Below are 14956 nucleotides of genomic sequence, written 5' to 3' on the forward strand. Positions count from 1 at the left end.
AATCCCAATTCCTGAAACCAAGTTCTGCCTTAGTACGGCTTGCCGTAAGGCGTGCCGTTCGAAACCGGGGCGGTGGGTTCACCGCCAGAGTCCCGCTGGCCTGAATTTTGTGTCGCGCCCTGTCCATAGTGCGCGCCGGCGCCCGATGGAGGCGTTCCCATCGGCTGTCCAGGGATCCCGTTATCCTGGTTGTTCGGCGTGCCGTAGATTGCGGTCGAAGGCAGCCCCCATGGATCCGCAAAGCCGTTCGGCATGCCAAGGTCATGCGCGATCGCGTGCAGATCCTCAACGTGCGCGCTCCCTGCGACATCACTCGGCTTAGCATCCTGGCTCAACTGCAGCGCACGAATATACGCAGCCACAGCCCAGCGATCTTCCGGTGTGAGCTGTGCCGAATAATCAGGCATCGCTCCATAACCGTTCGTCATCACCGCAAAGAAATGGCCCAGCGGCGCGTTGCGCAGACGGTCCGTATGGAAGTTGCCCGCCGGACGATAGCCGCGCTGCACAATCATTCCCTCGCCATTGCCCACCCGCGAGTGGCACGGCGTGCAATAGATGTTGTACCGCTCCTGGCCGCGCTGCAGCGTTGCTGCATTCAGTGGAATCGGCAGGCCATCGCCTTCTTTGCCGTCACTGATACCGGTGTAGAGGTACGTGTCCTCATCCATCTGATTTCGCGCCACGGTGTTTTCCACCTGGGGACGCGCCGACCGGCCATCCGCGAAAAACGATGTCCCGCGTTGAGGAATAAACTTCGGCTGATTCTGCATGTCCTGCCGGCAGCCAGCCAGCACCAGCGCCGCCGCCATCGCACTCGCAGCAACGCTTGCACGCACCACCCGCCCGCATCTCATATCTCGCATCTCGTATCTCACTAGTGGTCGACCTCCACAACGGAGACCGGCGAAAACTGCTCCAGAAATACCCGCGTCGCAACCGGCTCAAACCGTGGGTCATTCGACTCCAGACACAAAAAGAACTTATCCGTCGTTGCTCCACTCGCAAAGTTTGGCGCATTGAACAGCGGATGATACAGCTGCGGCAATCCATTCAGCGCAATCATGCCAAACGCCGCCGAGAGGCCAGCAAACAAAATCGAAAAAAAAAAAAAACAACGGCATCGCGCGAATGTTCAGCGGATAGCCCCACACGTTGACCCAAATCTCGAGCAGCGCTCCCGTCGTCAATCCGCACAGCCCGCCCAGCAGACATAGCAATGGAACGCGCGTTTTGTGGAACCGCAGCGCCTCCGCAGCTTGCTCTACCGGATACGGCGTGTAGCACTCCATGCGGCGATAGCCCGCACGGTGCGCCATCTCCGTCGCATGCACCAACTCACTCGGCGTATTGAACTCGGCCAGCAGGCCGTACACTCCCTCGCGCGGCGGCATTAGAGCGCCTCCTGTGTAACAACTTCGGCATCAGCGCCACCAGGACGTACCTTCGTCTGCGGCAGCATCATCCGTATCTCCGACATCGGAATCATCGGCGCCAGCCGGGCAAACAGCAGGAACAGCGTGGTAAACAATCCCCACGTTCCAATGAACAGCATGTAATCCCACTTGGTCGCACGATACGTGCCCCAGCTCGACGGCAGGTAGTCGCGATACAAGCTCGTCACAACGATGACGAACCGCTCGAACCACATACCAATATTCACCACGAACGATAGGAAGAAGAGGTAGCCAACGTTCACGCGCAGCTTCCGGCTCCATAGCGTCGTCAGCGGAATCGCAATGTTGGTCAAGATGAGAATCCAGTACGCCCAGCCCATCGGCCCGAACATACGGTTCCACATCATGAAGAACTCCCAGTGGCTCGCCGAGTACCAGCTCATGAACACTTCCATGCCGTACCCATAAGCCACAATCGAACCCGTCGCCAACATGACCTTCGCCATATTATCCAGATGCCGCAGCGTTACGAGATCCTCAAGGTGATAGAACTTGCGGATCGGAATCGCCAGCGTCAGCACCATGGCGAAGCCCGAATACACGGCACCAGCCACAAAGTAAGGCGGGAAAATCGTCGTGTGCCAACCAGCCATGGCCGCGACCGCAAAGTCGAAGCTGATGGTCGTGTGCACAGAAAGCACCAGCGGCGTACTCAACCCCGCCAGCAGCAGCGATGCCGACTCATAGCGAATCCAGTGCCGCGTCGATCCACGCCAGCCGAGCGACAGAATTCCGTACACATACTTCGCCAGCGGCAGCTTCGCGCGATCCCTCAGCGTGCCCAAATCCGGAACCATACCGATGTACCAGAACACCACCGAAATCGTCGCGTACGTCGACACCGCAAACACGTCCCAGGCCAGCGGGCTGCGGAATTGCGGCCACACGTTCATCGAGTTCGGATACGGCAGCAGCCAGTAGCCCAGCCATGGACGCCCGATGTGCAGCAGCGGGAACATGCCTGCGCAGACCACGGCAAAGATCGTCATCGCTTCCGCAAATCTATTAATCGAGTTGCGCCAGGTCTGCTTGAACAGCAGCAAAATCGCCGAGATCAGCGTGCCTGCGTGGCCGATACCAATCCACCAGACGAAGTTGATGATCGCAAATCCCCATGCTCCCGGGATCGTAATGCCCCAGATCCCGACGCCCTTCAGCACCAGCCACGTCACCGCAATCACAACACCCAACGCGACCGTCGCAGCCAGGAACAAGCCGCCCATCCACGCGACCGGTGTGTTCGACGTCAAGACGATGCCGGCAATCTTCTGCGTCACACTCTTGAACGTGTGTCCCGGCGCGATGACCGCGTACTCGCCGGTACGCGGGTCAGTCATCGGGTCAACGATTTCGGGTACGGGTCCCTTGGTAGCCATTAGGCAAGCTCCGCATTCGGGTTGATGACGCCAGCGGTATACGTTGTTCGCGGGCGGTAGTTCAGATCTGCAAGCACCTGGTAGTCGCGCTCTTCGGCCTTGCGTTGCACCACGCGCGACTTCGGATCATTCAAGTTGCCGAAGACGATTGCATCGGTCGGGCACGCCTGCTGGCACGCCGTCAAAATCTCTCCATCCTCAATCGCGCGATTGTTCTTATCGGCCTCAATCTTCACCGCCTCGATGCGCTGGATGCAGTAGCTGCACTTCTCCATCACACCGCGCGACCGCACCGACACATCCGGATTGCGCATGAACTTCAAGCTCTCCGTGTCGTAATCGGAGTACAGCAGGAAGTTAAACCGGCGCACCTTGTACGGGCAATTATTCGAGCAATACCTCGTCCCAACGCAACGGTTATAAACCATCGTGTTGATGCCTTCAGGCGTGTGTACCGTCGCGCCCACCGGGCAAACCTGTTCGCAGCCCGCGCTCTCGCAGTGCTGGCAGAGCATCGGCTGAAAGTGTGCCGACGGCGCATGCAGATCGCCTTCAAAATACGTATCGATGCGCATCCATTGCATGATGCGGCCAATCTTCACCTGCTCGCGACCGACGACCGCAATGTTGTTCTCCGCATAGCAGCTCACCACGCACGCGTTGCAGCCCACGCAGGAGTTCAGATCAATCGACATCCCCCACTTGTTCTGCAGCACCTTGCCCGCGCTGACCTCTTCGATATGGTCATAACGCCAGTTGTCCGGCCAGAAACTCTCCTCGTGAGGAACTGCTTCGCCTTGCGGGTTATATCCAACCTTGTTCACCAGCGTGCCATTCGAATCCTTCGTGCCCGTGTGAGCGAAGTCAGGATTCTTCATCGCCTCTTCGTAGGTCGCGTAGCGGATGATCGATCGCTCCATCGCCTCGTGTCCCGCCAGCGAGTACGTGCCATCCTTGTCCGACAACGGATGCTCGAGATCGCGCTGCGCATACGCCCCGCGATGTTCGATGTTATGCACCTTCGTGACGCACAGATCGTACGTTCCGTGACCGCGCGCGATCGTCAAACCACTGGCAGAGAGTGGCCCATCGGTCGTCCGCAGTGAATACGCATTGAACCCGACACCAGCGGCCACACGTCCGGCTTCCGCACGCCGGCCCGATCCCAGCTGCACCGTCACCACATCGTTCGGATGTCCAGGCGACATCAGCACCGGCGTAATAATCTTGCGGCCGTTGAGCGTCAGCTCAATCGCCTCATTCTCCTCAATGCCCAGCTTGCCCATCAGGTCCATGTTCATGAGCGCGGCGTTATCCCAGCTCATGCTCGTCACCTGACGAGGCAGCTCCTGCAGCCAGCCATTATTCGCATAGCGGCCGTCATACACCGAAGAATCTGGCTTGAAGCTGATTTCGATCCCGGTGCCCGCCGTCGCTGGAGTTGTCGTTCCGCCCTTCGGCGCGCCCAGCGTCTTCGGCGTAAACGCCGTGTTCGCAACCCAGCCATCATGCAGCGCCTTGCGCCACGCCAGTTCGAATGGAGTGTTGGCGGCAGCCAGACCCAGCGCAGCCTTCGACGCTTGATCCGGAGACACGCTCGTCGCGCCCTTCGCCGCACCCGCCGCCGGAGCAGCAGCACTTGTTGCCGCCGCACCTCCGCCCGTCAGATACGTCTTCGCATTCGCCAGCACCACGTCGTATGCGCTCACCGAAGGATCCAGCAGCGTCTGCAACACGTCATGCGCGCTCTTGCCCGCATACAGCGGCTCAATCATCGGCTGCACAATCGAGATCGTCCCGTCATACGCACGCGCGTCCGACCAGCTCTCCAGGTAATGCGCCTTGTTGATGTGCCACGTCGAGTAGAAGCCCGTCTCATCGACATGCGAACCCAGGTGCACCGAGTTCGGCACCTTATTGAACGCAACCTCAAACGCCAGGTCTACCGGAGCGTTGTACAGCGGGTTGACGCCCAGCATCACCAGCCACTGCACCTTGCCCGCGTTCATGTCCGCAACCAGCGCCTTCAGGTCCGATACATGCTCGCTCGGCATCGGCACCACTGTCTCCGTGTAGAAGACCGTCTTGCCAACCGCTCCCTGCGATCCATTCACCGTCAGCGCGGCCGCGTGCGCCGCCTGCGAGCTTCCCGGCCCAACGATGACCGCAAACCGTCCACCCGATTTCTTGATGTCCGCTGTGACAGCAGCCAGAAACTTCTGTGCCTCAGGATTGCTCAGCGTCGAGTTTCCACCCGTCAGCGCATTCGCAAATTGGTCAATCTCGCTAGGCTTCAGCGCCAACCGGTGCTCCGCCTTGAAGCCCGTCACCGTCGGCGCAGTCTCTACGACGTACAGCCGGTTCATCGGCTTATCTTTATCGAACCGGTGCCGCTCCGCCCACGCAGCCGACATCGGCAGGAATCCCGGGAACCCAATCCCACCAAGGAAATCCGCGTCGAGCGCGAGAATTACATCCGCATCCTCGAGCTTGTATTGCGTGTCGTAATAATCACCAAACGCAGCCTTCGACGCAGCGCGTCCCGCATCCTGGTTCACCGGCTCATACTGCACCAGCTTCGCCTGCGGATACTTCGCCTGCACCGCTTTCCACTGCCCGGCCAGCGTTGGCGACGTGACGGTCTCGGACAGGAACACCACGCCCTCACCCGTCTTCGTCCCAGCAACCGCCTTCGCAAACTGCTCCTGGAATTCATTGAAGCCCGCCTGCTCGCCGCGGAAGCGCGGGAACTGCGAACGGTCGGGATCATACAAATCCAGCAACGACGCCTGCGTAAATCCGTCCGACTTACCCTTCACAATCGGGTGTTCCGGATTGCCCTCAAGCTTGATCGGCCTGAACGCATCCGACTTCACCAGCACCGGGATCGCGCCTGTCGGAAACGGATGCGCCGTAGCAAAGAACATCGGCTTGCCCAGCACCAAATCTTCCGGCTGCTTCACGTACGGAAAGATCTGCTCATCCGGCTGCTTGGTGCAACCCGCCAACCCCGCCAACGCAAAACTCGCGCCCATCACCTTCAGGAATCCACGCCGCGAAACAGAATCGACCCACTCACCGGCCGAAGCCTGCCGAGGAAACTCCTCCTGCATCAACTCCTGAAACGCCGGCGTATCGGCCAACTCATCCAGGCTCTTCCAATAGCGCTTACCGCTCTTGCCGTCGAGCTTCGCCCGCACCTCGGCCAAAGTCATCTTCGCCGGCGCAATCGCCGTCACCACCTGCGCCTGTTTCTCTCCTGCCATCGCCTGCTCGATTTCCATTCGTGTCTCGTTCATCGGTGGCACACCTCACAGCTGGACAGCTCGTTGGCCGTGCGAATGTGGTACTGCTTCATCAAATAATGTCCCAGCTCTTCCTGGCTGGTGAACTTCACGTAATTGATCGGCATGGGAATAACTGGAGCGTTCGCGACCGTCTGTACGCCGCCGGGCCCGGTGGGAATCCCAACCGGATTCGTCATTTGCGCCAGGTGCGGATTGTTTGACGCCGGATCGCTGTTCACGCATCCCAGCTGCTGTGCCGTCGGCCCCGACGTTCCGTTCGGTGCGCACCACACCGGCTTGTCCGTCGAAGGCGCGGCCCACGCCATGTTGTAGATCTCGGAGGTCGGCCGCAAATTCACCGAAGGATTGCGATGGCAGTTCAAACACCACTCCATCTGCAGCGAATTCTGCTCATACATCAGCGGCATCTCGTCCACGCGTCCATGACAACTCGCGCAGCCAATGCCCTTGTTCACATGAATCTCATGATTGAAATACACAAAGTCCGGCAGGTCATGCACCTTGATCCACTGCAACGACGCCCCTGTCGCCCAGCTCTGCCGCACCGGCTCCAACAACTGCGCATTCGTCCAGATCTGCGAATGGCAATTCATACAAGTCTTCGTCGGCGGGATGCCCGCGTACGAGCTCTTCTCCACCGACACATGACAATACTGACACTGCAGCCCCAGCCCTTCGACATGGTGCTTGTGGCTGAAAGGTACCGGCTGGTCCGGACGCTGTCCTTGCCTGGTCACCCACGGCGACCGCTGCAAGCTGTTCAGCGTCACCCCGAGTGCGATGACAATCAAGCCCGACAGCACCAGGCTTGCGCGAGCCAGGGCATTTGAGCTGCGGTCAAATACTTGCGCCATGAATCCGTTCCTGCTTCCTCTGCGTCAGAAAACCACTGTTGAGGTTGATGACTTCGTCTTTGCGGGTGGGCTACTGCGACTCATATCGGCCGAGATTTGTACTGCCTGCGGCCACTAGTTTTTTCAAAATTTGAGTATAGCAGCCGCAAATAAAAGATGTGACCTCTATCACTTCACGTCGATCAGAACTGAGCAAATTTGGTCGCTTATCGATCAAACATTGCGCCCCATCCAAGTTTTTCTTATCCTTTCTTACCCCACGCACACCCCCCGCACCTACTTCATAACGTCCTCCCTCGCGCAGAAGTTTCATCACACTCCCTCGTTTCGTCCCACCCACCCGCGCTCTCGCCTATCATTCTCCACATGCCCCGCCGCACCGGTCCCACCCGCAAGCTCCCCTATGATCCCGTCGAGGCTGCCGCCGCCCTCTCCGCCGCCGACCCCAAACTCGCCCGGCTCATTGACCGCGCCGGCCCCCCAACGTTTCGCCTCGCCGCCAACCAGTCCCCCTTCGAAGCCCTCACCGAATCCATCATCTATCAGCAGCTTCACGGCAAAGCCGCCGCCGCCATCCACGCCCGCCTGATCGCCGGCTTCCAGCCAATGCCCACACTCTCGCCCATCCACCCCACTCCCCAGCAGATCCTTGACGCCCCCACCCAGGAACTCCGCGCTGCCGGCCTTTCCGCCAACAAGACCCTCGCCCTCCGCGACCTCGCCGCCAAAACCCTCGACGGCACCGTCCCCACCCTGGCCCGCATTCGCCGCATGTCCGACCAGGCCATCATCGACCACCTCACCCAGGTCAGGGGCATCGGCAAGTGGACCGTCGAGATGATGCTCATCTTCCGCCTCGGCCGCCCCGACGTCTTTCCCACCACCGACTACGGCGTCCGAAAAGGCTTCGCCCTCACCTTCCAGGGCCTCAAGCCCTCCGCCAAGGTCACCCCAGACCTCTTACCGAAGCCCGACGTCATGGAGCGCCGCGCAAAGAAATGGATTCCCTGGCGCTCCGTCGCCAGCTGGTACCTCTGGCGGGCCTGCGACCTCGCCGCAGGCAAGCCGCAGCAACCGGAATAACATCCCCCACCGTACCCCCGCACCTTCAAGCCTCAACTGTTTAGTTTCATAGGCGATAATGGGGTCAACCTATGCAGCGAGTCGCCTCAAAGAGCCTTGTCCGCATCGCCGCGTCCCTAACCCTTCTCATCCTGCTCCTGCTGGCCGGCAGTGAGCTGATCAAGGGCCTGGGCCCGCCCGACCAGGTGGACTTCAGAGTGTACCTCACGGCTGCCGAGCTGGTTCGCGAGCACAAGGGCGTCCAAATCTACAGTGACGCCGACACCGGCCAGAACCCCCAGATGCGTTTCGCCACCCCGGGCAGCACATTCCAGCAGACAGCCGCGAGTATCGGCATCCCTCAAGTACGCCTCTACGTCTATCCGCCCACCCTCGCCGACCTGCTCGTCCCCTTTACCTTCCTCTCGCTGCAACAAGCCAGCGACGCATGGCTCGCCTTCAATATTCTGGCCATCCTTGGCGCCGCCATGCTGCTCACATGGATGCTCTACGACTCTGTCTTTCACGTAGCCTGCATCGGTTTCTTCATCGGCATCCTATGTTTCCGCGCCAACGGATGGGCCTTTGGCCAGGGCCAGATCTCGAGCGTCCTGCTCCTGCTTTGGACCGCCGGCATCACCTGCTACGTCAAGGGGTTCAAGCGCACGTCTGCAGCTGCCTTCGCGCTCGCGACCGCCATCAAGCTCACGCCGCTGCTCGTGCTTCTCCCCTTCCTCGTCTGGCGCGAAAGTCGCTGGGTCCGCTGGTTTGCCCTCTCGCTCGCCGTCATCTGCGTCATCCTCTGCCTGGTCAACGGCCCTCAGTCCCTGCTCGACTACACGCTGCACGTCATGCCCCCGATGTCCGCCGGATTCATCTCGGCCTCCAACGTCTCCCTGCCCTCAGGCTTGCAGCAGCTCTACCTCGGCCTTACCGGCAAAGACTTCACCGCGGAAAACGCGTTCATTCCACACGCAGTCATCTTCGGTTCCAAGCTCATCGCCGGTGTCATCATGCTCCTCACCCTTATCGGCATCTACCGGCTTGGGCCCCTTCGCTCCATCATGGACCGCGCGAAGATTCTCGCGCTCATCGCCCTCCTCTCGCTCTACTGTTCCCCTGTCGCCTGGCGCAGCGCCTACGGCATCGTCTTTCTCGCAGCCTTCTTCCTTTGGAAGGAAGCCTTCGACCGCGGCATTTCTACGCTCGAGCTACTGCTGCTGGTCCTTTGCACCCTCGAGTTCAGCTTCTTCTTCGACACCCTCTTTCTCCGTTTCACACACGGAGTCCTCCTGTCCGCGACAGCGCTCCTCGCCCCTGCCTCCGGCTGCCTGCTGATCTTCTACACGCTCCGCAAGATGCGCCTGTCCGAGCATCCTCCGCACTCCATCCCCATCGTTCACTCGCTCCACCCGCAGCTCCACGAAAGCGCCTGACCAAACCAGCACACCTGCCTTCCGCGGGACGCATCACGGGAACGCACATAACAGAGGGGGTTCTTTGCACGTTATCCGGAGATTCCGCATCCACGCCATCTTCTGCGCCCTGGCCGTACTCCTCTGCGAGCTCATCAGCCATCCATTCGCCGAAATGGGCATCTCCGACGACGGTCCCTACGTCGTGATGGCCCACACCCTCGCCGCCACCGGCCACATCCTCTACACGGGCTGGGCCGCACCGATGCTTGTCTGGCAGCTCATCCTCGCCGCCGCCTTCGTCAAGCTCTTCGGCTTCTCCTACTCCGCCGTCCGCATGAGCACCATCCTCATTGCTATCGTCATGGCCTTCGTCCTGCAGCGAATACTAGTTCGCGCCAACATCTCCGAGCGCAATGCCACATTCGGCACTCTCGCCCTCGTACTCTCGCCCCTCTACCTCGTCCTCTCCGCTACCTTCCTTACCGACATCACCGGCCTCTTCGCCATCGTCATCTGTCTCTACGGCTGCCTGCGCGCACTGCAATCCGCAACTGATCGTAGTGCCATCGCCTGGCTCGTCTTCGCCGTGATCACGAACGCCATCTTCGGAACCTCCCGTCAGATCGCATGGCTCGGCATTCTCGTTATGCTGCCGTCCACCCTCTGGCTGCTTCGCTCGCGCCGCCGAGTGTTCATCGCCGGAGCCATCACCACACTCGGCGGTGTTCTCTTCATCGCCGTTTGCCTGCAATGGCTCAAACACCAGCCTTATTCCATACCAGAGCACCTGCTTCCCACCGTCTTTCCCGTCGCGCATACCCTGGGCGAATTCGTTCACACCCTCCTCGACATCCCGTTCCTTCTTCTCCCTCTCTTCGCGCTTTTTCTTCCCCAGATCCGCAAGAGCCGACCACGCGTCCTCGCAATCATCACCGCCATCTCACTGGTTTATCTCCTACTCGCCTTTCACTTGCGCTATACGCATCCAGACTTCCTGCTCGAGCCAACTGCAGGCGCTCGCGGCGGGTGGGTCGGCATTCACGGCATTCATGAGGGAACAGACTTGCAGGGCACCCCTCCCCTCTTCCTTCACACCGGCCTGCAAATCCTGATCACCATCGTCTCCATCGGAGGCCTCCTCGGCCTTTTCGCATCCTTTACCCACTCGCGTACCTCGGAGCTGCCTTCCCCCACTGACTCTCACCCCGGTGTGTCCTGGAAGCAACTCGCCATCCTTCTCGGTCCATACACGCTTGCCTACACCGTGCTTCTCATACCTCGCGCCACGAACCTGCTCTTTGACCGCTACATGTTGAGTCCACTGGTCGTCATCGTGCTTTGTCTTGTCCGTTACTACCAGGACAAGATCAATCCGCGCGTTCCCATCGTTGGCGTTCTGCTCGTCGGGGTCATGGCGGCTTTCGGCGTCGTCCTCACCCACAACACATTTGCCTTCTATCGTGCCCGTGTAGCTCTCGCCGCCGAACTCCATTCCGCCGGCATTCCCGATACCTCAGTCGACAACGGCTGGGAACACAATTTCGACGTCGAGCTTCAGCACTCGAATCACATCAACGAAGAAGAGATTGTGCTCCCCGCCGGTGCGTATATCCCAACGCCACCACCGCCGCCCAGCGCCTGCCACGCCTTCTGGTACGACTACACGCCACACATCCATCCTCTCTACGGCATCTCCTTCGATCCCAACGCCTGCTATGGTCCCGCATCCTTCGCACCGATGCACTACTCCCGTTGGTTGACGCGCACGCCAGGCACGCTCTACGTCGTCCGCTACACACCACCTTCCCATCCATGACCGGTTGCTATCCTGTAAGCGCGATGCAGCCCTCCCACATCGCTTGATCCGCGCAAACCTTCAACCTTGCCAGGAGGCTCATTGCAACTCGTCCGCAGGTTCCGCATCCCAGCTTTGTTCTGCGCCCTCTGCGTGCTGGTCTGCGAACTCGTCAGCCGTCCCTACGCCAACATGGGTATCTCCGACGACGGCCCCTACATCCTCATGGCACAGACCCTCGCCTCCACCGGACATATCATCTACAACGGGTGGGCGGCAGCCATGATTGGCTGGCAACTCTACATCGGCGCTGTTTTCATCAAGCTCTTCGGCTTCTCCTTCACCGCCGTGCGTATGAGCACGCTCTTAGTCTCCCTGGTAACCGCCTTCCTTCTCCAGCGCAGCCTGGTTCGTTGCGGCATCACTGAACGAAATGCAACCGTCGCCACTCTCGCCTTGGCGCTCTCTCCGCTCTACCTCTTACTTTCAGTCACCTACATGAGCGACATCTTTGGCCTCTTCGCCATGCTCATCTGTCTTTATGGCTGCCTCCGCGCCCTTCAGGCGACCACAGCCCGCGCCGCCATCCTCTGGCTTTGTTTCGCTGTCGCGACCAACGCAGTCCTTGGAACCGCACGTCAGATCGCATGGCTCGGCGTTCTCGTCATGGTCCCATCCACTCTCTGGGTGCTTCGTTCCCAGCGCCGCGTCGTGATCGCAGGATCCACCGCCACTCTAGCCGGGGCTCTCTTCATCTTTGCCTGCATGCAATGGCTCAAGCGACAGCCCTACATCCTTCCACCACAACCCCTCCCAGCCCATTTCTCGCTCGGCAGCAGCCTTCTGACGCTGACGGACTTCTTTCTCGCCATTCCTTTCCTTCTGCTTCCCATCGTCGCCCTCTTCCTCCCCAGCCTTCGCAAGAACCGCCCTGCGGTCATCGCTCTCGTCGCGCTTGTCCTCCTTGGCTATCTATTTCTTGGTATCTACCCGAGCCATTTGCGTGGAAATTTTCCGCTGGAACCAACCATGGGTGGTGGAGGTAATTGGATCGGCGTGCATGGAATCCACGAAGGTCATCAGCTCCACGGAAATCCACCCCTCTTTCTCAACGTACCTGCGCAGGCCTTGATCACCATCATCTCTTTAGGTGGCTTGCTGGCCGTTCTGATTTCCCTGCTGCATTTTTATAGGCTGCACCGTGATCGCACCATGCCCTCCGTGCAATCCGCCCAGGAAGCTTCGTGGAAACAACTCGGCATACTGCTTGTGCCCTTCGCCCTCGCGTACACAGCTCTTCTGATTCCACGCACAGCGACGGGCTGGATCTACGATCGCTACACGTTGGAACTAGGCTTGGTCGCCCTGATCTGTCTGGTCCGCTATTACCAGGAGCAGATTCAACCGCGCATTCCGCTTCTGGGCATCGCCCTGGTTGCGACGATGGCCGTCGTCGGCGTAGCCATCACGCACAATCATTTTTCGCTGTATCGCGCTCGCGTCGCCCTCGCCGCCGAGCTCCATGCCAACGGAATCCCTGACACGTCGATAGACAACGGCTTCGAGCAGAATTTCATTGTTGAACTCAAGTCCGCTGACCACATCAATGACCAAACCATCGTGTTCCCCTCCACTGCCTATGTCCCCACACCTCCTCTTCCCGCCGGCACTTGTACGATGTTCTGGCACGATAAGACCCCCCACATCAATCCAATCTACGGCGTCTCGTTCGACCCCAATGCCTGCTACGGACCCGCACCCTTCGTTCCCGTCCACTACACCCGCTGGCTAGCATCCAGCCCCGAAGCGCTCTACGTGATCCGCTATACCCCACCCAACAAACCTTAACTTCCGCCGCGCTCAGCCTGCCTTTTGCTATCCTGAGGTAGTTTCGCAACCCTCCCGCAACGCCAAACACCGCTGCCTAACGACTCAGGTAACAATGCAGATCGTTCGTAAGTACCGCATCCCAGCTCTCTCCTGCGCGCTCGCCGTTCTCCTTTGTGAGCTCATCGCCCGTCCCTTTGCGGATATGGGCATCTGCGACGACGGCCCCTACATCCTCATGGCGCAAAATCTCGCCAAGACCGGCCATGTCGTCTACAACGGCTGGGGAGCCCCAATGCTGTCCTGGCAGCTCTATCTTGGCGCAGCGCTCATCAAGCTCTTCGGCTTCTCCTTCACTACCGTCCGCTGCAGCACCCTGTTGGTCGCCATCGTCATGGCCTTTGTTTTACAGCGCACTCTCGTCCGCGCCGGCATCTCAGAGGGCAACGCCACCATCGGCACACTCACCCTCGTCCTCTCACCCCTTTACCTCATGCTCTCCGTCACCTACATGAGCGACATCTTTGGCCTCTTCGCCATTGTCCTCTGCCTCTACACCTGTCTTCGGGCTCTCCAATCTTCCTCCGACCGCTCCGCGATTCTCTGGCTCTGCTTCGCGGTCGCCACCAACGCTCTGGTCGGCACCTCTCGCCAGATCGCTTGGCTCGGCATTCTCGTCATGGTTCCCTGCGCCCTCTGGCTCCTCCGCTCCCGCCGTCGCGTCTTCCTCACCGGGGCAGCTGCCAACCTCGCTGGAGTTCTCTTCATCCTCGCCTGCATGCGATGGCTCAAGCACCAGCCCTACTCGATTCCAGAACAGTTGTTCCCCAGCGCGTTCTCAGTCTCACGCAGTTTCTTAGAACTGCTCCATACCTTTCTGGATGTTCCTTTCCTTCTGCTCCCCGTAATGGTCTTGTTCATTCCAGAAATTCGCAACAGTCGTCCGCGCGTCCTCATCGCGCTACTCCTCGGATACCTTCTCGTAGGTGTCCACCCGCATCATCCCCATGATGTCTTCCTGCTTGAGCCAACCCAGGGGAACTGGGTCACGGTTTATGGGCTCTTCTCGCCACTCACACATGGCACACCTCCTATCTTCCTCAACCCCGGCGTGCAGGTATTGTTGACCATCGCATCGTTTGGCGGCTTGGCGGGATTGATAGCATCCTTGGTCAGAACTCGCCGTACGCAACCCACCGTGGGTTCCTCACCCGGGACAACCTGGAAGCAGATTTACGTGCTCCTCGCACCGTTTACTGTCGCGTACACCCTTCTTCTGGTACCCCGGTCCTCGGAAGAATTTGGTGTGCTCGATCGCTATGCCCTCGCGCTCCTCGTAGTTGCTCTGCTCTGCATGGTTCGTTACTATCAGGACCGCATCCGGCCGCAACTTCCCTTCGCAGCCTTCATACTGATCGCCATCATGGCGGCTTACGGCACAGTCGCCACGCATAACACCTTCGCGCTCTACCGCGCTCGCGTAGCCCTCGCCGCCGAGATTCAATCCACTGGCGTCCCCGACACCTCCGTCGACAACGGCTGGGAATACAACTTCGACGTCGAACTCCGACACGCCAGCCACATTAACTTCCCAACCATCGTGGTCCCATCGGGCACCTATGCCCCGACCCCTCCCCCGTCACTCTCCGCAGACTGTCAAATGTGGTGGTACGACTACACTCCCCACATCCGCCCCCTTTATGGCGCCTCCTTCGACCCCAATGCCTGCTACGGTCCCGCTCCCTTCGCCCCCGTCCACTACTCTCGATGGCCCGGCCTCGCCCCCGGCACCCTCTACCTGGTCCGCTACACCGATCCGTCCGCTCATTGATTCGTACGCTCGTTGCTATCCTCAATCC

The 14956-nt window shown here is 59.8% G+C and carries 10 protein-coding genes and 1 pseudogene; 5 read left to right on the forward strand and 6 right to left on the reverse strand.

The features are described from left to right. Positions 1-29: 29 nt before the first annotated feature. The 6 genes and pseudogenes from GSQ80_RS00695 to GSQ80_RS00720 form a co-directional block, all read right to left on the reverse strand. Positions 30-866, reverse strand: coding sequence for a cytochrome c (locus GSQ80_RS00695; protein WP_254059373.1), 837 nt, complete (start codon positions 864-866; stop codon positions 30-32). Between the two features lie 11 nt (positions 867-877). After that, positions 878-1394, reverse strand: a pseudogene (locus tag GSQ80_RS00700) (DUF3341 domain-containing protein). Further along, entirely contained in the window at positions 1394-2833 is a 1440-nt protein-coding gene (gene nrfD / locus GSQ80_RS00705) for an NrfD/PsrC family molybdoenzyme membrane anchor subunit (RefSeq protein ID WP_158785588.1), read from the reverse strand. The pseudogene GSQ80_RS00700 and the gene nrfD overlap by 1 nt, the downstream one beginning before the upstream one ends. Continuing rightward, complete coding sequence (locus tag GSQ80_RS00710; RefSeq protein ID WP_158785589.1) at positions 2833-6132, reverse strand: TAT-variant-translocated molybdopterin oxidoreductase; 3300 nt, start codon at positions 6130-6132, stop codon at positions 2833-2835. The genes nrfD and GSQ80_RS00710 overlap by 1 nt, the downstream gene beginning before the upstream one ends. Further along, on the reverse strand, positions 6129-6995 hold the full coding sequence (locus GSQ80_RS00715; protein WP_158785590.1) for a cytochrome c3 family protein: 867 nt from the start codon (positions 6993-6995) through the stop codon (positions 6129-6131). Before GSQ80_RS00715 ends, GSQ80_RS00710 begins: the two co-directional genes overlap by 4 nt. Positions 6996-7065: 70 nt before the next feature. Further along, entirely contained in the window at positions 7066-7308 is a 243-nt protein-coding gene (locus GSQ80_RS00720) for a hypothetical protein (RefSeq protein WP_158785591.1), read from the reverse strand. Positions 7309-7361: 53 nt separating this feature from the next. Between GSQ80_RS00720 and GSQ80_RS00725 the strand changes: the two genes are divergently transcribed. From GSQ80_RS00725 to GSQ80_RS00745, 5 genes are all read left to right on the forward strand, one after another. Then, on the forward strand, positions 7362-8078 hold the full coding sequence (locus tag GSQ80_RS00725; RefSeq protein WP_158785592.1) for a DNA-3-methyladenine glycosylase: 717 nt from the start codon (positions 7362-7364) through the stop codon (positions 8076-8078). 71 nt (positions 8079-8149) lie between these two features. Further along, positions 8150-9493: a glycosyltransferase family 87 protein gene (locus GSQ80_RS00730; RefSeq protein ID WP_158785593.1), complete on the forward strand. Its 1344-nt coding sequence runs from the start codon at positions 8150-8152 to the stop codon at positions 9491-9493. 64 nt (positions 9494-9557) lie between these two features. Further along, a complete protein-coding gene (locus GSQ80_RS00735; protein WP_158785594.1) occupies positions 9558-11291 on the forward strand; it encodes a glycosyltransferase family 39 protein in 1734 nt (577 codons plus the stop codon). 81 nt (positions 11292-11372) lie between these two features. Beyond that, positions 11373-13118, forward strand: coding sequence for a glycosyltransferase family 39 protein (locus tag GSQ80_RS00740; RefSeq protein WP_158785595.1), 1746 nt, complete (start codon positions 11373-11375; stop codon positions 13116-13118). A 94-nt stretch (positions 13119-13212) separates the two neighbouring features. Continuing rightward, complete coding sequence (locus GSQ80_RS00745) at positions 13213-14928, forward strand: glycosyltransferase family 39 protein (RefSeq protein WP_158785596.1); 1716 nt, start codon at positions 13213-13215, stop codon at positions 14926-14928. Positions 14929-14956 lie beyond the last annotated feature (28 nt).

The sequence above is a fragment of the Granulicella sp. L46 genome (genome assembly GCF_009765785.1).
Taxonomy (GTDB): domain Bacteria; phylum Acidobacteriota; class Terriglobia; order Terriglobales; family Acidobacteriaceae; genus Granulicella.

What these genes read in the sequence shown, in the direction of transcription:
- GSQ80_RS00695 (WP_254059373.1), bottom strand. Translation starts at nt 866, where the DNA reads ATGCGAGATATGAGATGCGGGCGGGTGGTGCGTGCAAGCGTTGCTGCG.
- nrfD (WP_158785588.1), bottom strand. Translation starts at nt 2,833, where the DNA reads ATGGCTACCAAGGGACCCGTACCCGAAATCGTTGACCCGATGACTGAC.
- GSQ80_RS00710 (WP_158785589.1), bottom strand. Translation starts at nt 6,132, where the DNA reads ATGAACGAGACACGAATGGAAATCGAGCAGGCGATGGCAGGAGAGAAA.
- GSQ80_RS00715 (WP_158785590.1), bottom strand. Translation starts at nt 6,995, where the DNA reads ATGGCGCAAGTATTTGACCGCAGCTCAAATGCCCTGGCTCGCGCAAGC.
- GSQ80_RS00720 (WP_158785591.1), bottom strand. Translation starts at nt 7,308, where the DNA reads ATGAAACTTCTGCGCGAGGGAGGACGTTATGAAGTAGGTGCGGGGGGT.
- GSQ80_RS00725 (WP_158785592.1), top strand. Translation starts at nt 7,362, where the DNA reads ATGCCCCGCCGCACCGGTCCCACCCGCAAGCTCCCCTATGATCCCGTC.
- GSQ80_RS00730 (WP_158785593.1), top strand. Translation starts at nt 8,150, where the DNA reads ATGCAGCGAGTCGCCTCAAAGAGCCTTGTCCGCATCGCCGCGTCCCTA.
- GSQ80_RS00745 (WP_158785596.1), top strand. Translation starts at nt 13,213, where the DNA reads ATGCAGATCGTTCGTAAGTACCGCATCCCAGCTCTCTCCTGCGCGCTC.